This window comes from Haemophilus haemolyticus, from assembly GCF_003352385.1.
GTDB classification, from domain to species: domain Bacteria; phylum Pseudomonadota; class Gammaproteobacteria; order Enterobacterales; family Pasteurellaceae; genus Haemophilus; species Haemophilus haemolyticus_I.
The window spans coordinates 990,314-1,013,764 of the sequence record NZ_CP031243.1; the positions used below are offsets into that span (position 1 = coordinate 990,314).

Annotated in this window: 16 protein-coding genes and 3 pseudogenes; 12 read left to right on the top strand and 7 right to left on the bottom strand. The window is 39.3% G+C overall.

What is annotated here, in order from left to right:
* Positions 1–2: 2 nt before the first annotated feature.
* Positions 3–80: pseudogene (locus DV428_RS09835) on the bottom strand (IS3 family transposase); the annotation flags it as partial.
* 41 nt (positions 81–121) lie between these two features.
* Here DV428_RS09835 and DV428_RS04955 point away from each other — a divergent pair.
* Positions 122–774 (top strand): annotated as a pseudogene (locus tag DV428_RS04955) (IS1595 family transposase).
* An 85-nt stretch (positions 775–859) separates the two neighbouring features.
* Here the strand turns inward: DV428_RS04955 and zevB are convergent.
* Both zevB and zevA read right to left on the bottom strand, forming a co-directional pair.
* Positions 860–1,834, bottom strand: a complete 975-nt coding sequence (gene zevB / locus DV428_RS04960) for a zinc transporter permease subunit ZevB (RefSeq protein WP_114908888.1) — start codon at positions 1,832–1,834, stop codon at positions 860–862.
* A 2-nt stretch (positions 1,835–1,836) separates the two neighbouring features.
* Positions 1,837–2,457, bottom strand: coding sequence for a zinc transporter binding subunit ZevA (zevA, locus tag DV428_RS04965; RefSeq protein ID WP_114908889.1), 621 nt, complete (start codon positions 2,455–2,457; stop codon positions 1,837–1,839).
* 326 nt (positions 2,458–2,783) lie between these two features.
* On the opposite strand from zevA, the gene DV428_RS04970 reads away from it, so the two are divergent.
* The 7 genes and pseudogenes from DV428_RS04970 to mfd all read left to right on the top strand — a co-directional run bounded on the left by DV428_RS04970 (position 2,784) and on the right by mfd (position 11,342).
* The gene (locus tag DV428_RS04970) at positions 2,784–3,089 is read left to right on the top strand and encodes a type II toxin-antitoxin system RelE/ParE family toxin (protein ID WP_012054677.1); all 306 of its coding nucleotides are present in this window, start codon (positions 2,784–2,786) and stop codon (positions 3,087–3,089) included.
* 10 nt (positions 3,090–3,099) lie between these two features.
* Entirely contained in the window at positions 3,100–3,423 is a 324-nt protein-coding gene (locus DV428_RS04975) for a HigA family addiction module antitoxin (RefSeq protein WP_009499989.1), read from the top strand.
* 164 nt (positions 3,424–3,587) lie between these two features.
* Complete coding sequence (gene ettA / locus DV428_RS04980) at positions 3,588–5,258, top strand: energy-dependent translational throttle protein EttA (protein WP_114908890.1); 1,671 nt, start codon at positions 3,588–3,590, stop codon at positions 5,256–5,258.
* Positions 5,259–5,319: 61 nt separating this feature from the next.
* Entirely contained in the window at positions 5,320–5,661 is a 342-nt protein-coding gene (locus tag DV428_RS04985) for a SirB2 family protein (RefSeq protein WP_005634743.1), read from the top strand.
* Positions 5,662–5,665: 4 nt separating this feature from the next.
* Positions 5,666–7,636 carry a tRNA(Met) cytidine acetyltransferase TmcA gene (locus tag DV428_RS04990; protein ID WP_114908892.1) on the top strand — a complete coding sequence of 657 codons (1,971 nt, stop codon included), beginning with the start codon at positions 5,666–5,668 and terminating at the stop codon, positions 7,634–7,636.
* A complete protein-coding gene (locus DV428_RS09615; RefSeq protein ID WP_162790776.1) occupies positions 7,633–7,806 on the top strand; it encodes a DUF5363 domain-containing protein in 174 nt (57 codons plus the stop codon). The genes DV428_RS04990 and DV428_RS09615 overlap by 4 nt, the downstream gene beginning before the upstream one ends.
* 102 nt (positions 7,807–7,908) lie before the next feature.
* Positions 7,909–11,342 (top strand): annotated as a pseudogene (gene mfd / locus DV428_RS04995) (transcription-repair coupling factor).
* 52 nt (positions 11,343–11,394) lie between these two features.
* Here mfd and DV428_RS05000 read toward each other — a convergent pair.
* The gene (locus DV428_RS05000; RefSeq protein WP_114908893.1) at positions 11,395–12,786 is read right to left on the bottom strand and encodes a DegQ family serine endoprotease; all 1,392 of its coding nucleotides are present in this window, start codon (positions 12,784–12,786) and stop codon (positions 11,395–11,397) included.
* A 194-nt stretch (positions 12,787–12,980) separates the two neighbouring features.
* Between DV428_RS05000 and accD the strand changes: the two genes are divergently transcribed.
* Both accD and folC read left to right on the top strand, forming a co-directional pair.
* Complete coding sequence (accD, locus tag DV428_RS05005; protein ID WP_053466482.1) at positions 12,981–13,871, top strand: acetyl-CoA carboxylase, carboxyltransferase subunit beta; 891 nt, start codon at positions 12,981–12,983, stop codon at positions 13,869–13,871.
* A 1-nt stretch (position 13,872) separates the two neighbouring features.
* A complete protein-coding gene (gene folC, locus DV428_RS05010) occupies positions 13,873–15,177 on the top strand; it encodes a bifunctional tetrahydrofolate synthase/dihydrofolate synthase (protein WP_162790777.1) in 1,305 nt (434 codons plus the stop codon).
* Between the two features lie 82 nt (positions 15,178–15,259).
* Here folC and DV428_RS09780 read toward each other — a convergent pair whose 3' ends face one another.
* From DV428_RS09780 to DV428_RS09725, 3 genes are all read right to left on the bottom strand, one after another.
* The gene (locus DV428_RS09780) at positions 15,260–16,150 is read right to left on the bottom strand and encodes a YadA-like family protein (RefSeq protein WP_114908895.1); all 891 of its coding nucleotides are present in this window, start codon (positions 16,148–16,150) and stop codon (positions 15,260–15,262) included.
* Positions 16,151–16,155: 5 nt separating this feature from the next.
* Positions 16,156–18,690 carry a hypothetical protein gene (locus tag DV428_RS05020; protein WP_114908896.1) on the bottom strand — a complete coding sequence of 845 codons (2,535 nt, stop codon included), beginning with the start codon at positions 18,688–18,690 and terminating at the stop codon, positions 16,156–16,158.
* A 227-nt stretch (positions 18,691–18,917) separates the two neighbouring features.
* Positions 18,918–22,310 carry an autotransporter family protein gene (locus tag DV428_RS09725; protein ID WP_114908897.1) on the bottom strand — a complete coding sequence of 1,131 codons (3,393 nt, stop codon included), beginning with the start codon at positions 22,308–22,310 and terminating at the stop codon, positions 18,918–18,920.
* A 283-nt stretch (positions 22,311–22,593) separates the two neighbouring features.
* Here DV428_RS09725 and DV428_RS05030 point away from each other — a divergent pair, with 283 nt between their 5' ends.
* Positions 22,594–22,779, top strand: a complete 186-nt coding sequence (locus DV428_RS05030) for an antitoxin VbhA family protein (RefSeq protein ID WP_114908898.1) — start codon at positions 22,594–22,596, stop codon at positions 22,777–22,779.
* Positions 22,754–23,440: a Fic family protein gene (locus DV428_RS05035; protein WP_244188315.1), complete on the top strand. Its 687-nt coding sequence runs from the start codon at positions 22,754–22,756 to the stop codon at positions 23,438–23,440. The genes DV428_RS05030 and DV428_RS05035 overlap by 26 nt, the downstream gene beginning before the upstream one ends.
* Positions 23,441–23,451: the final 11 nt, after the last annotated feature.

Here is a 23,451-nt window from a genome sequence, read left to right on the forward strand (position 1 = left end):
ATTTAGTTCAAGGACTGAGTTCTGTAATTTACAGGGCTCAGTCCTTTTAGTTTCCCCTGAATGTGCTCATGATTATAATAAAGGGGCTGATGTAGATTAGCAAGTGTGCTGGTCTATAAAAATGAAGATAACTCATTGTAAATTAAAGAAATCTATACAAAATAAGCTCCTTGAATTTTTTGTATTAGAAGTGACAGCCCGAGCAGCGGCTGATTTATTCGGTATCCAAGCCAATTCAGCGATTTTGTTTTACCGAAAAATTCGTGAAGTCATTAGCTATCATTTAGCCCTTGAAGCCGATGAGGTTTTTTATGGTCAAATTGAGCTTGATGAAAGCTATTTTGGCGGTCCTCGTAAAGGAAAACGAGGTCGAAGCGCAGCAGGAAAAGTTGCCGTATTCGGTTTGTTAAAGCGACAAGGAAAAGTATTTACAGTAGTGGTAGAAAATACCAAAACAGAGACATTAATGCCTGTTATTGTGAGGAAAATCAAGCCTGACAGCTGGGTGTATACCGATACTTATCGAAGCTATGATGCCCTTGATGTGAGCAAATTTCACAACGAACGAATCAATCATTCCGAACTATTTGCGGTGAAACAAAACCACATAAATGGAATAGAAAATTTCTGGAGTCAGGCGAAGAAATACTCCGAAAATATAATGGAATAGACCGAAAAAACTTTCCTTTATTTTTGAAGGAATGTGAATTTCGGTTTAACTTTGGAGCACCAAAAGAACAGCTTAAAATATTGAGAAAATGGTGTGGTATTTAGGGCTAATCTACGTCAGCCCCTATAATTTAATAAAATATCAATGCAACCTATTATCTCTCGATAATAAAATCGTTTTGATAGCTCACTAATTTCCAAATAAAATAGAGCCTCCATTTACTGGGTTTAGCGTTCCATACAACAAACTCAAGGCAAAAAATAGCATTATTCCACCTGCGATTAGTTTCACGATGCTTTCGCTTTTTCCTTTCGTATTTTTTGAACTATACCAACGCCCTAAGTGGATTGCGGTATTTCGCGCATAACGTACAATTCCCGCGAAGGCTGACAGCATAAGCCCCGTGCCGAAAGACATGGCTAATACAGCTAAAATTCCCCAGCCATAAAGATCAAGCATATAAGCTAAAAATAAAACGAAAATTGCACCACTACATGGGCGCATGCCAATTGTTAGAATCACGAGGAATTGCGATTTTAGATTGGTTGCTTGTGCAGTTTGTGTGGGGCTTGGCAAATGTTGGTGTCCACAACTACAGGTGTTTGGCTGAAAAGTGCGGTTATTTTTCACCGCACTTTTTTCGTGTAGAGGGAGGGGATTGAGGGATTTAATGGTTAATTCAGCTTTTTTACGATAGGCACGTAAACCTTGCCAAATCCAATAACAGCCGAGAAATATCAATAATAGCAAGGCTGCTCGTTCTAACCAAAGCTGACTTAATTTGAAATAACGTGATGATAGATTAAGTACCACAACGAGCAATGTGGTTGCTGTAATGGCGACAATGCCTTGCATTAAGGAAGAAAGTAAACTCAAGATGGTGCTTTGTTTTAATTGGCTTTCATGAGTGGAAAGATAGCTGGCGATAATAAATTTGCCGTGTCCCGGCCCGAGGGCATGAAGCACGCCGTAAACAAAGCTGGCGAAAATAAGAGTGATACCTGCCTTGATACTATTATTTTGAATTTGATGTAAATTTTCCGAAATAAGTTGATTAAAATCTTTTTGCCATGCAGCAATATGTAAGAAAAACCAAGGGGAAAAATAGGTAAGTAAGGCAAGTGCAATCACTAATAACACGAGCCCAGTTTTATATTTTTTCATTTCTACTCACATTGAATTATTATTTTTTGTGCGAACATCACACCTAAGGAATCATCTTCGTTCTTTTGGGATTTATCAAGTGAAGATGCGTAGGCTTGGATTTTTTCATCCACATTAGGTTCAATTAATTTTCCTTGGCAATTTTTTGGAAGTGCGGAAAAATCTACCGCATTTTTTGAGGCGTAAGTCATCGCCACATAATAAGTAGGATCGTAAGTTTGTAAGCTAAAAGTGTTTTTTTCTAACTTTTGCGGATGGGCGAGTGGCACATCAAAATAATATTGCAGTTGTAAACCTTGAACGTTAATGCCGTAATTTTTTGGGCGAGGGGAATATTTGATTTTATTATTTTGCTTGTCATATAAATAGCTGAAATAATGTTCACTCACAACATTTCCCATGACATCATCAATAAGTTTTTGTTGCTCATTTTTTGTTTTAGCCTGTTTCATATCATAAATAACCGCGGACGAACTTGGTTCATCCAGCGTCCATTTCATTGAAAAGCCAGTGAGTTGATTATTTTCTATGATAGGCGTGGTTTGCATATCTATAAATGCATGGGGGTGAGCTAAAACACCACAACTAATGAATAGACCGAGTAATAATGAATACGTTTTCACAAAAAAATCCTAATTATTTTGAACGTTAGCATTAGAAGTTGTTTATTCTACACGCAAAAACGAATTTTTCTGTCAAAAATGTTGATGTAAATCAAAAAAACTCTCAATAGCATTTCCCTTGCCTTTCAATATTCAGTAATATAAAGCTCGTCAAGTGATTGCTTGATATTCATAAAGTTCCTAAATAAAATAATCATAAATATAGCTAAACTACTTTCCTGCCACCCGCTTCGGGTGGTTTTTTTTATCTAAGTCGAAAGATGCACTCTTGCATTGTGCATTTATTCTTATTATGATCAGCTCGAGTATAACCAAGAGAATAATAGATGTTTAATTTAAAGCGTGAGCATTTTAGAGATGATTATCTTTATAGGTTTTATCAATATGGTGATGCTCATAGTAAGATTCCTTCTAATTTATCTAAAGTATTGGCAAGAAAATTGGATATGATAAGTGCTGCAGAAGACATCAATGATTTACGTTCTCCGCCGGCTAATCACTTAGAGTTGCTTGAGCCAAAAGAAAATAAAATTTATTCCATTCGAGTAAATAAACAATATCGCCTAATTTTTAAATATGAGAATAACGAAGTAAATAATTTATATTTAGATCCACATTCTTATAATTTATAAGGAAGATAATATGATGACGAGAAAACCCACTTCTGTTGGTGAAATTCTACAAGAAGAGTTTTTAGAACCTTTAAGTCTTAAAATTAATGATTTAGCTCAAATTTTAGATGTACATCGTAATACGGCAAGCAACATTGTTAATAATAGTTCACGAATTACGCTAGAAATGGCAGTTAAACTTGCTAAAGCATTTGATACCACGCCTGAGTTTTGGCTTAATCTGCAAACACGTATTGATTTATGGGAGCTTGAACACAATAAACGTTTTCAACAAAGTCTTGCAAATGTTAAGCCCGCTCTACATCGGCATGGTACTTCTACATTTGCAATGTAATTTAAGTCCTAAAGTGTCTATTTCATTTAGGGAGCTGTTTTACCCTTAAATATTTACAAGCGGTCAATTTCCGCGAAACTTTTGTAAAATCCTACCGCTTGTTTCCTATATTTTCGCCCTATTTTCCAGTAAAATAGGGCGTCATTTTTAATGAGGAATAATTAATGTCAACGCAATTTGTATATACGATGCACCGTGTCGGTAAAGTGGTGCCACCGAAGCGTCATATTTTGAAAGATATTTCTTTAAGCTTTTTCCCCGGCGCTAAGATCGGGGTTTTAGGTTTAAATGGTGCGGGTAAATCAACCCTTTTACGCATCATGGCGGGCGTAGATAAAGAATTTGAAGGGGAAGCACGTCCACAACCTGGGATTAAAATCGGTTATCTTCCGCAAGAGCCAAAGCTAGAACCGCAACAAACCGTGCGTGAAGCTGTGGAAGAGGCTGTTTTTGAAGTGAAAAATGCACTGACTCGTTTAGATGAAGTGTATGCACTTTATGCGGATCCCGATGCAGATTTCGATAAACTGGCGGCAGAGCAAGCGAATCTTGAAGCCATTATTCAAGCGCATGATGGGCATAATTTAGATAACCAATTAGAGCGTGCGGCAGATGCGTTACGTTTACCGGATTGGGATGCCAAAATCGAACATTTATCTGGTGGTGAGCGTCGCCGTGTGGCACTTTGTCGCTTATTACTCGAAAAACCAGACATGCTCTTATTAGACGAACCAACTAACCACCTAGATGCGGAATCGGTGGCATGGTTAGAGCGATTCTTACATGATTATGAAGGCACTGTTGTGGCAATTACCCACGACCGTTATTTCTTAGATAACGTAGCCGGTTGGATCTTAGAGCTTGACCGTGGCGAGGGTATTCCTTGGGAAGGTAACTATTCTTCTTGGTTAGAGCAAAAAGAGAAACGCTTAGAGCAAGAACAAGCAGCTGAAAATGCGCGTCAAAAATCTATTGCGAAAGAATTGGAATGGGTGCGTCAAAATCCTAAAGGCCGTCAAGCGAAAAGTAAAGCACGTATGGCGCGCTTTGATGAATTGAACTCTGGCGAATATCAAAAACGAAATGAGACTAACGAACTCTTTATTCCACCTGGTCCACGTTTGGGTGATAAAGTGATTGAAGTACAAAACTTAACTAAATCTTACGGTGACCGCACTTTGATTGATGATTTATCATTTAGTATTCCAAAAGGGGCAATCGTTGGAATTATCGGGGCAAATGGTGCGGGTAAATCAACTTTATTCCGCATGTTGTCAGGTCAAGAACAACCAGATTCAGGCTCTGTGACAATGGGCGAAACCGTTGTGCTTGCTTCGGTAGATCAGTTCCGTGACTCAATGGATGATAAGAAAACCGTGTGGGAAGAAGTATCTAACGGACAAGATATTCTGACCATTGGTAACTTTGAAATTCCAAGCCGTGCCTATGTGGGGCGTTTCAACTTCAAAGGTGTGGATCAACAAAAACGCGTGGGCGAATTATCGGGTGGAGAACGTGGTCGTTTACACTTAGCGAAACTTCTACAACGTGGTGGCAACGTGTTGTTATTGGACGAACCAACCAATGACTTAGACGTTGAAACCTTGCGTGCGTTAGAAAATGCGATTTTAGAATTTCCAGGCTGTGCAATGGTGATTTCCCATGACCGTTGGTTCTTAGACCGTATCGCAACACATATTTTAGATTACTGTGATGAAGGTAAAGTCACGTTCTATGAAGGTAACTTCTCAGACTACGAAGAGTGGAAAAAGAAAACCTTAGGCGATGCAGCCACTCAGCCACATCGTATTAAATATAAACGTATTGCGAAGTAATTTATATTGAGAAAGTGCGGTGGATTTTGACCGCACTTTTCTTACTTTTTTGGGAGTGATTATGCTAGTTTATTTACATATTTTTTTCGCCTTTTTAAGTTTTGCCTTGTTGGCGATTCGTGGCGCAATGCAGCTTACTGGCAAAAACTGGCGTTCGATAAAATTATTAAAAATTTTACCGCACTTATCGGATACCTTGCTGATTGTTTCTGGCGTTGTTATTTTATATCTCTTTGTTTTTGATATTGAATGGTGGTTGGTCGCTAAATTCGCATTACTGATTTTGTATATCCTGTTTGCAGCGAAATTTTTCAGTAAAAAAGTTTCTCAACCCAAAAGCATTTTCTTTTGGCTTGCTTGCGTAAGTTTTATTGGTGCGATGTTAATTGCCTATTTAAAATAACACGATGCCATCTCGTCAACTTCAAATTTTAATCAACAAAACTTTGCCGCTTGTGCCTGATAACGTGTTAATTATCGGTGAGAGCGGCATTGCTTTTTCTAAAGCAACGAATTTGCTCGGACAAGAATTTGAACATATTTTATTTGATGCACGAAATGGCATTCATCTTGAAGCGCTGGCTATTGCAGCTGGAACACTGAAAATGGGCGGCAGACTTTGTTTAGTGTTATCCGATTGGGAAAATTTATCTCAGCAGCCTGATCAAGATAGTTTACGTTGGAATGGAAATCAGTCAGCAATCGCCACGCCTAATTTTATTGATCATTTTAAACAGTGCATTGAACGCTATCATTTCCCCATTTTAAGAGAGGAAAGTGCGGTTGAATTTTCCCCTGTTTTTTACTCTAACGAACATTATAAAAATGCTACGTTAGCGCAACAACAAATTATCGAGACTATTTTACAAGCCGAGCAGGATATTTATTTTCTAACCGCCAAGCGGGGAAGAGGGAAATCCGCATTATTGGGGATGCTGGCTGATCAAATTCAAGAGCCAGTTTATCTCACCGCACCGAGTAAAAGTGCGGTGCATTCGGTTATCGAATTTTCAGAAGGGGAAATTGAATTTATCGCTCCTGATGAACTGGCTATTCGGTTACAACATGAACCAGAATTTAGTCAATCTGCTTGGTTGCTTGTAGATGAAGCTGCGATGATCCCATTGCCGTTATTGCAAGAATATTCTCAATATTTTCAACATATTGTCTTCAGTACTACAATTCATAGCTATGAAGGAACGGGGCGTGGTTTCGAATTAAAATTTAAACAGAAAATTCACCGCACTTTTCAGCATTTTGAGCTTAAACAGCCCCTACGTTGGCAAGAAAATGATCCGTTAGAACATTTTATTGATGAGCTTTTGTTGCTAAATGCCGAAGATGATTTTCAGCACTTTGACTATAGCAATATTACTTATAACATAGAGGAAAACGCTAAAAATCTTTCCTTCCCCTGCTTGCGGGGGAAGGTGCCCGAAGGGCGGAAGGGGGATTTAGATATAGCCAGTCTCCCTCAAGCTTTGGAAGCTCCCCTCACAAGTAAGGGTAGTAAAGGAAAATATAATCGTCAATTTTTATTTCGAGATTTTTATGGCTTAATGACATTGGCTCATTATCGAACGTCGCCACTTGATCTTCGCCGTTTACTTGATGGAGAAAATCAACGTTTTTATTTTGCCGAATATCAACAGAATTTGCTCGGTGCAATTTGGGCATTAGAAGAAGGAAATATGGCTGATGATGAGTTGATTATTCAAATTCAACAAGGCAAACGTCGCCCGAAAGGGAATCTTGTTCCACAAGCATTATGTTTCCATGAAAATCTGTCTCAAGCCTGTAAATTACGTTCCTTACGTATTTCTCGTATCGCGGTCCAGCCAAATTGGCAAAAAAAGGGTATTGGTCAAAATCTAATGAAATTTATGGAAAATTCAGAAGTGGATTTTCTTTCAGTGAGTTTTGGCTACACTGACGAACTGGCCAAATTTTGGCAAAAGTGCGGTTTTGTTTTGGTGCATTTAGGTGAACACCAAGAAGCGAGTAGTGGTTGTTATTCAGCGATTGCCCTTAAAGGTATTTCCAAAGAAGGCTTGGCTTTAGTTGATACTGCGCACAAACAATTTCAGCGTGATATCCCTTTATCTTTTCATCCGTTCGCCATAAATTTTGAGCAAAATCAGCTTGATTGGCAGCTTGATGAATTCGATTGGATGAGCTTAAAAAACTTCGCTAATTTTCACCGCACTTTATTTTCGAGCGTTCCTGCGATGAGGCGTTTATTAAAATTAGCAGGCAAAGAAAATTTCCCATTAATTTCCGCTTATTTAACAAAAAAACAACTTCTCATTAACAAGAAAAAAGGCGTAGAATGTTTGCGTTTAGAAATTAAACAATATTTAGAGCGAGGAACTTTATGACAGAACAAACCGCAAAACCAAAAGGCTGGTTTAAACGCGCACTTGAAAAATATGATAATTTCATTAAAGAGTGGGGATTAGATCAACCTAATTGTAGCTGCGTGCCTATGTCAGCAACAGAAGATGAAAATGGTAATTTGAAGAAAGAGGAATCTCTTTTAAAGAAATAAATATTAACTGTTTTTTTAAACAGTAAATTTATTGAAAGATAATTCAAATTCCAGTACACTATGCGCCAATTTTTATACAAGATTGGCGCATTATTTATATTTATGAAAACGGCTTTTTTCCAACCTGATATTCCAACCCAACCCAATGATCACAAAATTTTAGGCAATGTCTTACAAGGTGCTGATGCATTGGCGATTAGTGAAATTGCAGAGCAAAACCAAAATTTAACCGTAGTGGTGACACCAGATACGCGAAGTGCTGTGCGTTTATCACGTGTTTTATCGGAATTAAGCAGCCAAAATGTATGCCTTTTTCCTGATTGGGAAACCTTACCTTACGATACCTTTTCTCCCCATCAAGAAATCATTTCCTCTCGTTTAAGTGCGCTTTTCCATTTACAAAATGCGAAAAAAGGCATTTTCTTATTGCCGATTTCGACATTAATGCAACGCCTTTGCCCGCCACAATATTTACAACACAATGTGCTTCTGATTAAAAAAGGCGATCGCTTGGTCATTGATAAAATGCGCTTAAAATTAGAAGCAGCGGGCTATCGTGCTGTGGAGCAAGTATTAGAACACGGCGAGTACGCAGTTCGTGGTGCTTTGTTGGATCTCTTCCCAATGGGAAGTGCGGTGCCTTTTCGTCTTGATTTTTTTGATGATGAAATTGATTCTATTCGTACTTTTGATGTGGATACGCAACGCACTCTTGATGAAATTAGCTCAATTAATCTTTTGCCAGCTCATGAATTTCCAACGGATGATAAAGGGATTGAATTTTTCCGTGCGCAATTTCGTGAAACCTTTGGTGAAATTCGCCGAGATCCTGAACATATTTATCAGCAAATCAGTAAAGGTACCTTGATTTCTGGCATTGAATATTGGCAGCCACTTTTCTTTTCTGAAATGGCGACTTTGTTTGATTATTTGCCAGCACAAACGCTGTTTTTGGATATGGAAAACAACCAAACGCAAGGCGAGCGTTTTTATCAAGATGCCAAACAGCGTTATGAACAACGTAAAGTGGATCCCATGCGTCCGCTTTTATCGCCTGAAAAATTATGGCTTAATGTTGATGAAGTCAATCGCCGATTGAAATCTTATCCACGCATTACATTTAAAGCGGAAAAAGTGCGGTCATCGGTACGCCAGAAAAATTTACCTGTTGTCGCTTTACCAGAAGTGACCATTCAATCCCAGCAAAAAGAACCATTGGGACAACTCCGTCAATTTATTGAGCATTTTAAAGGAAATGTACTGTTTTCTGTGGAGACGGAAGGTCGCCGAGAGACGTTGCTTGATTTGCTTTCACCGTTAAAACTCAAGCCAAAACAAATTCAATCCTTGGAACAGGCTGAAAATGAAAAGTTTAGCTTGTTAGTCAGCTCTCTTGAACAAGGTTTTATAATTGAACAATCCCTTCCTGTTGCGATTATTGGTGAAGCTAATTTACTTGGCGAGCGCGTTCAACAACGTTCTAGAGATAAACGTAAAACGATTAATCCTGACACGCTTGTGCGCAATCTTGCCGAGTTGAAAATAGGGCAACCAGTTGTGCATCTTGATCACGGTGTGGGGCGTTATGGCGGTTTGGTCACCTTAGATACAGGCGGAATTAAAGCCGAATATTTGCTGCTAAATTATGCAAATGAATCGAAACTTTATGTGCCAGTGACTTCATTACATCTGATTAGCCGTTATGTTGGTGGTTCTGATGAAAGTGCGCCATTACATAAACTGGGTAACGAGGCTTGGGCGAAATCGCGCCAAAAAGCAGCGGAGAAAATTCGTGATGTGGCGGCCGAGTTATTAGATGTTATGCACACGTAGCGAAAGAAGCTTGCTTTAAATATGATCGTGAAGAATTTCAACAATTTGCTGCAACCTTTCCTTTTGAAGAAACTTACGATCAGGAAATGGCAATTAATGCGGTAATTTCGGATATGTGTCAGCCTAAGGCAATGGATCGCCTTGTTTGTGGTGATGTGGGGTTTGGTAAAACTGAAGTGGCAATGCGTGCTGCCTTTTTGGCTGTGATGAATCATAAGCAAGTAGCAGTGCTAGTGCCAACTACACTGTTAGCCCAACAGCATTATGAGAATTTTAAAGATCGTTTTGCGAATTTGCCTGTGAACGTAGAAGTGTTATCGCGTTTTAAAACCGCAAAAGAACAAAAACAAATTCTGGAAAATCTTGCAGAAGGCAAAGTCGATATACTGATTGGTACCCATAAATTAATTCAATCAGATGTCAAATTTAGCGATCTTGGCTTGTTGATTATTGATGAAGAACACCGTTTTGGTGTAGGGCAAAAAGAGAAAATAAAACAGCTTCGTGCGAATATCGATATTCTTACGCTAACGGCAACGCCAATTCCTCGAACGCTTAATATGGCGATGAATGGCATTCGTGATCTGTCTATTATTTCTACGCCTCCTGCACGCCGATTAAGTATTAAAACCTTTGTACGCCAGAATGACGATCTTGTTATACGAGAAGCGATTTTGCGTGAAATCTTACGTGGCGGGCAGGTTTATTATCTTCACAATGATGTCGCAAGCATTGAAAATACAGCAGAAAAACTGACCGCACTTGTGCCTGAAGCACGAGTGATTGTGGGGCACGGACAAATGCGAGAACGTGAATTAGAACGTGTGATGAGTGATTTTTATCATCAGCGTTATAACGTGTTAGTTTGTTCAACCATTATCGAAACGGGTATTGATGTACCAACGGCAAATACCATTATTATTGAACGAGCGGATCATTTTGGCTTGGCTCAGTTGCATCAATTACGTGGACGAGTTGGGCGTTCACATCATCAGGCTTATGCTTATTTGCTTACGCCCCCACCTAAAATGATGACAAAAGATGCTGAACGCCGCCTAGATGCGTTAGAAAATCTTGATAATCTTGGGGCTGGTTTTATTTTAGCAACCCACGATTTAGAGATTCGTGGCGCTGGCGAATTACTCGGAAACGAACAAAGCGGACAAATTGAAAGCATCGGTTTTTCGCTTTATATGGAATTATTGGATGCAGCGGTTAAAGCGTTAAAAGAAGGGCGAGAGCCATCATTAGAAGAATTGACGCAACAACAAGCGGATATTGAATTGCGCGTACCTGCTTTATTGCCAGATGATTATTTAGGTGATGTGAATATGCGTTTATCCTTTTATAAACGTATTGCCGCAGCAGAGAGTAAATCAGAGTTGGACGAGTTAAAAGTTGAGTTAATAGATCGATTCGGATTATTGCCTGACGCGACAAAAAATTTACTGCAAATTGCAGAGTTGCGTTTGTTGGTTGAGCCGTTAAAAGTTGTGCGAATTGATGCAGGAACGCAAGGCGGTTTTATTGAGTTTTCACCAAAAGCACAAGTGAATCCAGATAAATTTATTCAATTAATTCAAAAAGAACCTATTGTGTATCGATTTGATGGCCCATTGAAATTTAAGTTTATGAAAGATCTATCAGATAACAAAGTGCGGTTAGAATTTGTGGTAGATTTGTTAAGAACGATTGCTGCATAAAAAGAAGTCCGATCATTGTGATCGGACTTTTTTCTTAAATATATCAAGCAGATTATTGCACTAATAAATAGAAATTACTGTTACCTCGTAAAATATTAAGTGCAACTGCTGATGGCTCAGTTTCAAGCACTTTATTTAATTCACGAATGTTTTCGATCATTTGACGATTAATACCAATAATAATATCGCCCGCTTTTAAACCACGTTGTGCAGCCAGCGAATTAGGTTGAATTTTTGTGATTTCAATGCCTTTAACGCCTTTTGCATCGTAGTCTTTCAATGTTGCGCCATTTAATGCAGGCAACTCAGTTTTTGAGGAAAGTTGGCTACCATCATCCGCTTGTAATTTCACTTTAACATCGTGGGATTTGCCGTCTCGTAAGTAAGTCAAGCTAATCTCTTTGCCTGCACCAGTGGTTGCAATTTTTGCACGCATTTCAGCAAAACTTGAGATTTTTTGACCGTTCATTGCCGTGATAATATCGCCCGCTTTAAGACCTGCTTTTTCAGCAGCTGATTTCGGTAATACTTCACTCACAAATGCGCCTTGTTGCGCGCTTACATTAAAGGCTTTGGCTAAATCAGCATTGAGTTCGCCACCTTTAATACCAAGCAATCCGCGACGTACTTGACCAAATTCTAAAATTTGTTGCACTAAATTGCTTGCTTGATTACTTGGAATCGCAAAGGCAATTCCTGCATTACCACCGCTTGGAGAAATAATTGCGGTATTAATGCCAATAAGTTCGCCATTTAGATTGACTAATGCACCACCCGAATTACCGCGGTTTACGGCTGCATCGGTTTGAATGTAGTTTTCATAAGTACCACTGTCAGAGCCTGTTGAACGACCTAATGCAGAAACAATGCCTGATGTAACAGTTTGACCTAAACCAAATGGATTACCAATTGCAACAGTAAAATCGCCTACGCGTAATTTATCGGAATCAGCAAATTTTATTTCTGTTAAATTACTTGGTTTTTCAAGCTGTACTAATGCAATATCTGATTGCTCATCTTTACCCACTAATTTCGCTTTAAATTCACGCCCATCTTGTAATTGCACGGTAATTTTATCAGCATCATCAATAACGTGATTATTGGTTAAAACATAGCCTTTGCTTGCATTGATAATGACACCAGAACCTAAACCACGGAAATTACGTTTTGATTCTCCGCGTCCACTAAATTGTTCGGCAAAACGATCGCCAAAGAAGAATTTAAATTCTTCAGGAATATCGTCTTGAAAAGGAGAACGAGAATCAACTTTTGCTTTTCCTTCAACGGAAAGCGTCACCACCGCAGGTTGAACTTTTTCTAACATTGGTGCAAGACTGTTTTGTTCCGAAACAAAACTTGGCAAAGTGGCTTGAGCAACAAATGATGTGCTTAATACACTTAATCCAAGTGCAATACTATTTAATACAAAACGTGTTTTTTTCATAAAATACTCCAAAATAGATTTCAGACAACGTGGTCTATAAGACAAAAAAATAGAAAAAATGTTCAATAAGAGGAGAGCAAATTATCTTGTTTAAAAGGAAATCGGAGCAGTATAAAAACGGCCTTACAAGTAGCAAATTCTATAAATTTATGTTCTAATACGCGCAATTTTCTAGTCAATAAAAAGGTCAAAAAATGAGCTGGATTAACCGAATTTTTAGTAAAAGTCCTTCTTCTTCCACTCGAAAAGCCAATGTGCCGGAAGGCGTGTGGACAAAATGTACTTCTTGTGAACAAGTACTTTATAGTGAAGAGCTTAAACGTAATCTTTATGTTTGCCCGAAATGTGGTCATCATATGCGTATTGATGCGCGTGAGCGTTTATTAAACTTATTGGACGAAGGTTCAAGCCAAGAAATAGCGGCAGATTTAGAACCAAAAGATATTTTAAAATTTAAAGATCTAAAGAAATATAAAGATCGTATCAGTGCGGCGCAAAAAGAAACGGGCGAGAAAGATGCACTAATCACTATGACAGGTACACTTTATAATATGCCAATTGTTGTGGCTGCATCGAACTTTGCTTTTATGGGCGGTTCAATGGGTTCTGTGGTTGGTGCAAAATTTGTTAAAGCAGCTGAAAAGGCAATGGAAATGAATTGTCCGTTTGTATGTTTCTCTGCAAGTGGCGGTGCACGTATGCAAGAAGCCTTGTTTTCTTTAATGCAAATGGCAAAAACTAGCGCGGTGCTTGCCCAAATGCGTGAAAAAGGCGTGCCATTTATTTCAGTATTAACGGATCCGACTTTAGGCGGCGTATCAGCCAGTTTTGCGATGTTAGGGGATTTAAATATTGCCGAGCCAAAAGCTTTAATTGGTTTTGCTGGTCCACGTGTTATCGAACAAACCGTACGTGAAAAACTCCCAGAAGGTTTCCAACGTAGTGAGTTTTTACTTGAGAAAGGGGCAATTGATATGATCGTGAAACGTTCAGAAATGCGTAAAACTTTAGCAAGTGTACTGAGTAAATTAACGAATCAACCTTCTCCTTTTGTAGAACCTGAACTCATTTCAGAAGATGAATAATATGCAACTTAAAGCCACTTCGCCACTCGCTGAGTGGCTTTCTTATTTGGAAAAAAGCCATTTTAAACCCATTGATCTTGGTTTAGATCGTATTAAATCCGTGGCAGAAAAATTGGATTTACTTCATCCTGCCCCTTATGTGATAACTGTGGGAGGGACGAATGGTAAAGGCACAACTTGCCGCTTATTAGAAACGATTTTGCTTAATCACGGATTACGTGTGGGCGTGTATTCTTCGCCTCATTTACTACGTTATAACGAGCGAGTACGCATTCAAAATCAAGATTTACCGGATGAAGCACATACTGCCTCTTTTGCTTTTATTGATGAGAACAAAACAGAATCACTCACTTATTTTGAATTTAGCACCCTTTCTGCATTGCATTTATTTAAGCAAGCGAAATTAGATGTGGTGATTTTAGAAGTGGGGTTGGGTGGTCGTTTAGATGCAACCAATATTGTGGATAGCCATCTTGCGGTGATTACTAGCATCGATATTGATCACACCGATTTCCTTGGGGATACCAGAGAGGCCATTGCTTTTGAAAAAGCAGGAATTTTCCGTGAAAATTGCCCTGTCGTGATTGGTGAACCTAATGTGCCGCAAACAATGTTAGATCAGGCTGAAAAATTACATTGTCAAGTTTCTCGACGTGATGTGGATTGGTCATTTGAGCAAAATGCTGAAAATTGGCAATGGCAAAATAAAAAAGTGCGGTTAGGAAATTTACCGTTTTGTCAGATTCCATTGGCGAATGCCGCAACGGCTCTGGCTGCTGTTCAATGTTTACCTTTTGATATTTCAGAACAGACTTTGCGAAAATCTTTGCAAGAGGTAGAACTGGTTGGTCGTTTTCAAGCTATAAAAGCAGATAGACGTGAAAAATTAGCGGATTATCTTGGCGTACCAGTTGAAACCTTGCCAATAATTATCGTTGATGTGGGGCATAATCCTCATGCCGCAAAATATTTATCTGAAAAATTGACCGCACTTAAATGCAACATTGAGGGCAAAATTATTGCCGTATGTGGGATGCTCAAAGACAAAGATGCAAATGGTGTATTTGCGCATTTAACGCCTATTATTGATGAATGGCATTGCGTAACCTTAGGTGGCTATCGCGGGCAGTCAGGCGATGAATTAGCAGAGAAATTGAAAAGTCATTTCCCACAAGTTCAAGTTACATCAGATAATTCTGTTATGGATGGCGTGCGTACAGCACTTAAAAGTGCGGTGAAAAATGATGTTGTTTTAATCTTTGGATCTTTCCACACCGTTGCCGAATTTTGGGCTGTGGTGGAATAAAATTTATCATTAAAACAAAGGGCTGATATTTAAAATCAGCCCTTTGTCTTTTTAAAAGGGGATTATCTCCCTAGATTAATGATTACCAATGATAGCCAACACCGACACCCGCTGAATAATCCTTACTGGTATTTGCCGTACCGACAAATTTTACAACGGTTTTCCCATTATCAGACATTCTTGAGTAGCTGACTGCCACAGCTGAAGAGCCCGCAGAAATACCACTACCCGCAGCAAACATTGATTTACCTGGAATAGTCGATTGTGGTAATGCAGCCGCAGCAGCGATTGTTGCACTTAATCCATTTACGCGTTTATCAAGTTTATTAACACGATTTTCAAGATGATGAATGCGTTGATCCATAATACGGATTTCTTGTGGTTTCATTCCAGTTGGACCTTGAGGACCAATAGGACCCGTATCTCCTTTATCGCCTTTATCACCTTTGTCGCCTTTAGGACCTGTTGCTCCAATATCACCTTTAGGGCCTTGTGCACCAGCTGCACCATCTTGTCCAGGATCACCTTTATCGCCTTTAGGGCCTTGTGCACCAGCTGCACCATCTTGTCCAGGATCACCTTTATCACCTTTAGGGCCTTGTGCACCAGCTGCACCATCTTGTCCAGGATCACCTTTATCACCTTTATCACCTTTAGGGCCTTGTGCACCAGCTGCACCATCTTGTCCAGGATCACCTTTATCGCCTTTAGGGCCTTGTGCACCAGCTGCACCATCTTGTCCAGGATCACCTTTATCGCCTTTAGGGCCTTGTGCACCAGCTGCACCATCTTGTCCAGGATCACCTTTATCACCTTTAGGGCCTTGTGCACCAGCTGCACCATCTTGTCCAGGATCACCTTTATCGCCTTTAGGGCCTTGTGCACCAGCTGCACCATCTTGTCCAGGATCACCTTTATCACCTTTAGGGCCTTGTGCACCAGCTGCACCATCTTGTCCAGGATCCTTTATCACCTTTATCACTTTAGGCCTTGTGCACCAGCTGCACCATCTTGTCCAGGATCACCTTTATCGCCTTTAGGCCTTGTGCACCAGCTGCACCATCTTGTCCAGATCACTTTATCGCCTTTAGGGCCTTGTGCACCAGCTGCACCATCTTGTCCAGGATCACCTTTATCACCTTTAGGGCCTTGTGCACCAGCTGCACCATCTTGTCCAGGATCACCTTTATCACCTTTATCACCTTTAGGGCCTTGTGCACCAGCTGCACCATCTTGTCCAGGATCACCTTTATCACCTTTAGGGCCTTGTGCACCAGCTGCACCATCTTGTCCAGGATCACCTTTATCGCCTTTAGGGCCTTGTGCACCAGCTGCACCATCTTGTCCAGGATCACCTTTATCGCCTTTAGGGCCTTGTGCACCAGCTGCACCATCTTGTCCAGGATCACCTTTATCACCTTTAGGGCCTTGTGCACCAGCTGCACCATCTTGTCCAGGATCACCTTTATCACCTTTATCACCTTTATCACCTTTAGGGCCTGCAACTCCTGCATCACCCGTTGTATTTTTCGTATTCGAGCCTACAAAAATAAAGTCACCTTTAGAATCAGTACGTTTTTCTGCATATAAACCATCTCCAAAATCCATGCGCAAGCCATTGACTAAAAGATCTTTTGCAACTTCTGTTGTACCAATTGGTGTTGAGGCATTGCCTTTCGCCCCTCCTGTATAGAAAGAAGCTCGAGGAATAAAACTAAAGAGTTGTGAACCATTGATTGCATCGGTACTGTCCGCTGAAATTAAGCCTGGCGCAACGTGTTGGATTCGGCGAGTTTGTGTTTCATTACCTACGCTAAATACACCTACAACATTTTTGCCACCTGCAAAATTAAATGTATGGTTATCAATTCCCATAGAATTGTAATTCTTATCAGTACCCATTGAATAATTTGAAGTAGATACTGTGGTTGCATTACTGCCTATTGCTACACTATCTGCAATGCTTGCATTTGCTTTATAACCTAAAGCCAAAGATCGTACTTCTGAAGCTTTACTTTCATTCCCGAATGCTGCTGCATTCGCTTTCGTGGCTACAGCTTGTTTACCAACTGCAATCGCGTAGTTTACGGGCAGCCCTTTTATTTTACGAACAGTTTTCTTTGTACCATCAGATTGTGTTTCTTCCACGTTCTCGTATTCAACACCAGCTTCATGACCAATAGAGATATTGTCATCACCAGTGAGTTTATTTCCAGCATTTTTACCCATTGCAAGGTTATTATCACCAGTTACATCATTGCCTGCTTGGTATCCTGCTGCATAGTTATTGTTACCTGTTACGTTTTTACCCGCTTCGGCACCTGCTACAAAGTTATTGCTGCCCGTTACTTTATTGCCGCTTTCATGACCCAAGGATGTATTGAAGCTTCCTGTTATTTCTTTTCCTGATTCTTTACCTAAAACAACGTTACTGTCACCTCTGATCCTGCTACCAGAATTGACGCCTGCGGCAAGGTTATCTTGACCAGCAATCCATCTTCCCGCACTATATCCAAAAGCGATATTGTGCTCTGCACCATCTACAGTACCTTTATCTTTTGTCTCAATAAACTTGCCATCGGCATCATAGATATCTTCCCAATCATGACCGACATAATTCCCTGCATTTTCAGCAAAGGCAAGGTTGAAGTTACCAACCACATTATTTCCAGAGTATTTGCCGAAAGCCATATTATTAGAACCCACGGATTGCCCGTAGACACCAGCCGCATTTTTGTGGCCATCTACTTTTGAACCAGCTCCTAGACCAAATGCTAAGTTATACACGCCTTTTACATTTTGACCTGCGTTTTGACCTAAAGCTATATTGCGGCTACCTGATGTATTTTGACCAGCATCTTGACCATAGGCGAAGTTATGATCACCTGTTACATTTGTTCCTGCATGATGACCTAAAGCAAAGTTGTCATTACCCTCTACTCCTTCTCCTGCGTGGAAACCAAAATTGACATTTCGGCTTCCTTTGTTGTTATATCCAGAATTTTCACCAAAATTGAAGTTATAGCTACCCCAGCTGACAGCATCACTAGAATAAGAATTTTCACCGAAAGAAAAGTTATAGCTACCTGATGCTCGGCGAGCTGCATGTGAACCAAAGGCATATACATATTCCCCACCTGCATTCCAGCCAGCCGCTTCCCCAAAGATAAATTTATATTTGCTAACTCCCCACATGCCTTCTCCAGCATGTTCACCTACGAGTAAAAGATATTTAGCATTGCCCTTATCATTACCAGCATCATGACCTGCGCTCTCACCAATAACCAAACTATAGGAGCCGCCAAATCCTTTATTCCCAGTTGTATTCATAATATTATTGCGGGCGTTTGAATATAAATTAGTACCATCACCAGCGATAATATTATTACCATTATTGCCACCATAGGTAGGTGGTGTTCCTGCAATAACATCATCAGAAACCGCCCCAAACGAATAAGTGGACCACAAAGCCAAAGTAATTAGAGAATAAGAAAAAGAAGTTTTTGTATTCATAATAAAAAATCGTATAAAAGAAGAATTTCTTACGACAGAAGAAAATTGACTAGATCGAACAGATAGATCCTTATCTTTTCTGTCACCAAATAACAGGAAAAGAGAAGTACTACATTGAATGTTAGTGAGAGATTAGGATTTTAATTTTTCGATGTGTAACTATGTTACACATCCCCCTGTAGTACTACAGGGCGTTTACACGCCCTGATTATTCTCTTTGTTGCTCATTATTTCCAAGAATATTTCACACCCACGGTGCCTTGGTAACCTTTATGTCTGTTGCTATCGAATGATTTTTCATAGCGAGCATCCGCATAAAGGTAAGTGTTTTCACTTAATGAGAATTGAGAGCCTAAGCCTAATTCCCACCAAGTGCGGTCAAATTTCTCGGTTAATTTGTCACGACCAATTAATGCATTGCCTGTAGCTTTAAAATCGTGCCAAATATTACCGATGAAATAATAGGTGCGAGTGCGTTGTTTATCATTTGGTTTGTTATATGCCAAACGGAAACCAACACGACCACGCAAGCCATAACCTTTTTGCGAAACGGAACGAGTGCCGTCGTTAAAGTTGCCTAAGCGCAAGTATTGAGCAATAAGTTGTGCTTGTGGCTCTAAAATCCAACTATCTCCGTTGTTGGTTTTATCTTTACCTAATGCGTAAGGACGACCCGTTTCCACTGAAAGGGCAGCACCCCAGCCGTGATTTTTCGCACTTGTGCCATCAACTGATGAATAACGGTTATTTAACCAAGAAAGTTGTCCCACCCAGTCAATATAAGTGCCATTTTCATTGTAACGCGTATCAGTTACACCAAGATTAAGTGCGGTAGTTTTTACGCGAGAAGTTAATTTATCTGCGATCACGACACCATTTTTCGCGCGGTATTCATCATAGAATTTGCTGTGAGAACGTAACGCGCCGAAATATAAGCCAGTAAAACGACGAGCGAGTTTGCCCTCGTCATCTTGTTTGGTTTTAACATCAAAGTCGTGCCCCACTTGGAAACCGTACATATTGGTTTTTAAACCAAAACGTTCTTTTCCGTCGAGTTTGAGGTGTTTGCCGATTACGCGCCCCCAAGATTGTTTTTCTACATCTTGCCAATAACCGCCTTGTTTATCCCAAGAAAGGGTTTGGTTTTCGCCACGACGTTGGTGAAGCGTATCCAACATTGTATAGCCTAATTCCAAGTTTTGGCGAGGAACGAGTGTATAAGCCGGTGCGCTTGGCGTGATGATGGTTTTATCTTGATTCGGCGTGGTTAAAGTCCAGAAGTATTCTGTTACACCATTGTCATCTTTATGTGAAACTAATTGTAATTCTCCTGCCCCTGTGGTTTTTGCTGTACCAGTAAAGGTTGAACGTGTATTGTAAGCGTAAGGTTTAGTTGCATCCGTAGAATTTATTTCATTGCCTTCTGTTCCATTGTCTGTGCCTAAAACTTTAATAACAGGGACACTACGTTTGTAGCGATCAGCAAGCTCGCCGATTGAGCCATCAATAACATTTTCAGTTCCATCTGTTTTAATAGCTTTGACAGTCGTATTACCAGAGGCATCACCCGTAATCGTTAATAAATCTGATTCTGAATTTGCGCCAGAATAATCGCCCGGGGTATCCCATTTGGTGTTTACTTCTAACACGCCATTATTACCAACATAATTCCCTTCAATGGTAAGTTTGTCAGCATAGGATTGATTGGCTAGGGTGATGACACCGCCGTTGGTGAATGTTCCCTTTTCAAATACGGCAGTTCTGCCAGATAAAGAAAAACCTTTATCAGCGTTCTTTAATGTACCCTCTGAGAGTAATACAGTATCTTTAGGACCTTTAGGATATTTAGGATCTTTAGGTGTTTCTAATATTGTGTTTTTTTCAAGGTTAAAAGTAGCTTTTGTTAGTTTTATGGTTCCAAGATCTTCTGATTTTAATTCCATTGCGCCATTTGTAATTGTTAGCACTGCATTGGTAATACGGAGGGGGAAGCGCATTGCAAATGATTTTTCTGTTCCATCTGGATTGATTAATATACCAGATGCGCCAAAGATATATCCTTCAGGGATAGAAACAGTTCCATCAGAAATTGATGGTTTACTTACGTTTTTATCACTGTGTTTATGAATTAATGTAATTTTATAGTCGGTGCCTGCTCCAGTCGCATGTTTTGAAGCATCTAGTACCCCACCATTGGCAAGATTCACATCATAAGCGGTCGCACGTTGGACAGCTTCATCGGTTTTCGGTGCTAATTCCCAAGTTGCGTTATTATCAACGGTGACATCAAGTTTAGAGCTTAAGCCCACCCTTGAACGCTGATGCGTCAAGCCGACCGCTTTTGCCTGATTATCCAGCGTAAAAGTGAGATCTGAGGCTTTGGTGTTTGCCAATTTTGTTTCAGCCAACCAACCTTTATTTGCCGCCCTTGCTTCAGATTGCGCGCCTTTTAATAAGAATTTTGCATTTTCGGCAAAAAATTCCCCATTGTTAAACCAATTTTTGACTTGTTCCTTTTTCATATTTACGGCAAGGCTGTTCACATTCTTGGCATCAGCAACAATCAATGAGGCATTTTCAGAAGTGGTTGAAATTTTGGTATTATTTAAGCGCACTTCTTGATCTTTGTTTGGTTCGTTACGATAAACAGTATCACTAAAAATACTATATGTGACCTTAGTGAAGTAATCTTGCGTATCAAATACAATAGCTGAATTACCTGATGTGATTGTTCCTGTGCTGGTTTCACTATCCGCGATTAAACGGGATTTTGTGCCAAATAAGCGCACCGTAGCTGAATCTTTTGTTTCTGACGTATCAAGCACCATATTGCCTGTTGAGTTGATCACTGCACCTTTGTACTTGTCATCTTTTGGCGTGTTAGGTAATTCTGGTTTACCAATTTTCAGTGCTGCGGAATGTTTACCATTTGCTTTTACAGTGATTTTGCTGTCTTTTAGATTGGCTTCAGCACCATCACCTGCAATGTAGATACCCACTAAATAATCGCCAATTTTTTTGGTTGATTTATCTTCAACGTTAATGGTTAATGATTTTTCAGAAGTTAAAATAGGGGTTGAATGATCGGATGATTTTCGATAGATCCTAATCCCTGAAAGTTGATGACCGGTTTTAGCAGTGGCACCGCTATAGCTTATAGAACCAAGAATAGTCCCTGGGGTATTATCTACTTTGATTGTTGCATCATCTTTTAATGTCAAAACAGTCTTATTTTTACCACCACCATCATAGTCATACCCAACCGCAATGCCATAAGCGGCGTTGGAATCTGGTGATTTATTAGGATTTACTTCACTGGCTAAAGTGACAGCAATATTGGTTTTTCCTTGAATTTCTTCGGTACGATCGCCACGAATAATAATGGCTTTAGGATAAGTATGTATTGAAGGATTTGCAGGCGTAACAGTGATATTTACATCACCAGTAACGGTGTTTGTACTATCGGTTACTTCGTGAGCTGGCGTTTCACCAGAATTTTGGTTATTGATATTAATTTCAGTATAGTTAGTAGCAAAAGCAGTAGTAGAAAGCGCAGAAGAGATTAGAATACTAAGAAGTTTTTTTTTACAATTTTGCTTGCTTGCTTGTGAGTATTTCATAAATTCACCTGATAAGTTTTGTAAGTTTAAATAATTTTAGTATGAAATGCCTTATATGAAATTATCCATATATAGCGTTTGGATTTTAACCAATTTGAAGTAGACTTGCAAATTTTAGCGGAAATTTTTGGAAGAGATATTTAGGGATTGCCCTAGATAACTAACACTTTGAAAAATACTATATAGGGCATGATATATCGTCAATTTGGGTATTATTAAAAAGTTTGATAAATTTATTGTATAATATGTAGCATTAACGATGAAGTTATTGAGGAGAAAACCTATGATTACTGAAACTGAAAAAGAAGCGAGACGCGAAGCAGTTGAATATGCAAAGTCAAGTGTAGGTTTAGAAGGCATTACCCTATCTAGAGGTTTATTAGATATTGCTGATAAATATATTCAAGGCTTCTTAACAAGAGAAGAATTTACAAAAGAATATATTGAAGCAGTTAAAGCAGGGGTATGATTTGGCTAAGGGATATTCTGAAGAAGAGATTAAAGATAAGTTATCATTTATTCGTTTATCAGAACTAAGGGAAAATCCAATTAAAGGAGATTTCTCATTGGAACATTTGAGAAAATTAAATAGTTATATTTTTCAGGATAGCCCTACAGTTGCAGGAAAATTTAGAGCTGAAGTTAAAAATGATAAATTGTGGCATAAAGACCGAAACTATCCAAGATTTGGCATTATCACTGTTTGTTATAGCTCAATGGATAAAAATAGTATTGAAGATGCGAAGGCGGTTCTTAATTCTATCAACCTAGAGAAAATGAAAGGACTAAATAAAAGTGAATTTGCGAAAGAACTTGCAGATATATATAAAAAATTAGATTATTTTCACCCATTTCCTGACGGGAATAGTCGCACTCTTCGTGAATTTACTCGTATTCTATCTGAAGAAGCTGGATTTAAGTTAGATTGGTCTTGCAGTTCTCAACAAGAAATATATTTAGCTAGAGATTTTGAAGTTAATACAATAGCATTATCAAAAGTATCTGATCAAAACCAAAAATCTTATCTTGAAGGTGAAATTGAGGCTACACTAAAGCACTCTCTATATAAACCTTTAGAAAAAATTATAAATGATTCTTTAACTCCTTTAGAAAGGCAAAAAACATATTAAGTTGATTTTAA

Excerpts from the sequence above, each read along its gene's own strand:
- ettA (WP_114908890.1), top strand. The coding sequence starts at position 3,588 with ATGTCAACGCAATTTGTATATACGATGCACCGTGTCGGTAAAGTGGTG.
- accD (WP_053466482.1), top strand. The coding sequence starts at position 12,981 with ATGAGCTGGATTAACCGAATTTTTAGTAAAAGTCCTTCTTCTTCCACT.
- DV428_RS05020 (WP_114908896.1), bottom strand. The coding sequence starts at position 18,690 with ATGAATACAAAAACTTCTTTTTCTTATTCTCTAATTACTTTGGCTTTG.
- folC (WP_162790777.1), top strand. The coding sequence starts at position 13,873 with ATGCAACTTAAAGCCACTTCGCCACTCGCTGAGTGGCTTTCTTATTTG.
- DV428_RS05000 (WP_114908893.1), bottom strand. The coding sequence starts at position 12,786 with ATGAAAAAAACACGTTTTGTATTAAATAGTATTGCACTTGGATTAAGT.
- DV428_RS09725 (WP_114908897.1), bottom strand. The coding sequence starts at position 22,310 with ATGAAATACTCACAAGCAAGCAAGCAAAATTGTAAAAAAAAACTTCTT.
- DV428_RS04990 (WP_114908892.1), top strand. The coding sequence starts at position 5,666 with ATGCCATCTCGTCAACTTCAAATTTTAATCAACAAAACTTTGCCGCTT.
- zevB (WP_114908888.1), bottom strand. The coding sequence starts at position 1,834 with ATGAAAAAATATAAAACTGGGCTCGTGTTATTAGTGATTGCACTTGCC.
- DV428_RS04975 (WP_009499989.1), top strand. The coding sequence starts at position 3,100 with ATGATGACGAGAAAACCCACTTCTGTTGGTGAAATTCTACAAGAAGAG.
- DV428_RS04985 (WP_005634743.1), top strand. The coding sequence starts at position 5,320 with ATGCTAGTTTATTTACATATTTTTTTCGCCTTTTTAAGTTTTGCCTTG.
- DV428_RS04970 (WP_012054677.1), top strand. The coding sequence starts at position 2,784 with ATGTTTAATTTAAAGCGTGAGCATTTTAGAGATGATTATCTTTATAGG.
- DV428_RS05030 (WP_114908898.1), top strand. The coding sequence starts at position 22,594 with ATGATTACTGAAACTGAAAAAGAAGCGAGACGCGAAGCAGTTGAATAT.
- DV428_RS09615 (WP_162790776.1), top strand. The coding sequence starts at position 7,633 with ATGACAGAACAAACCGCAAAACCAAAAGGCTGGTTTAAACGCGCACTT.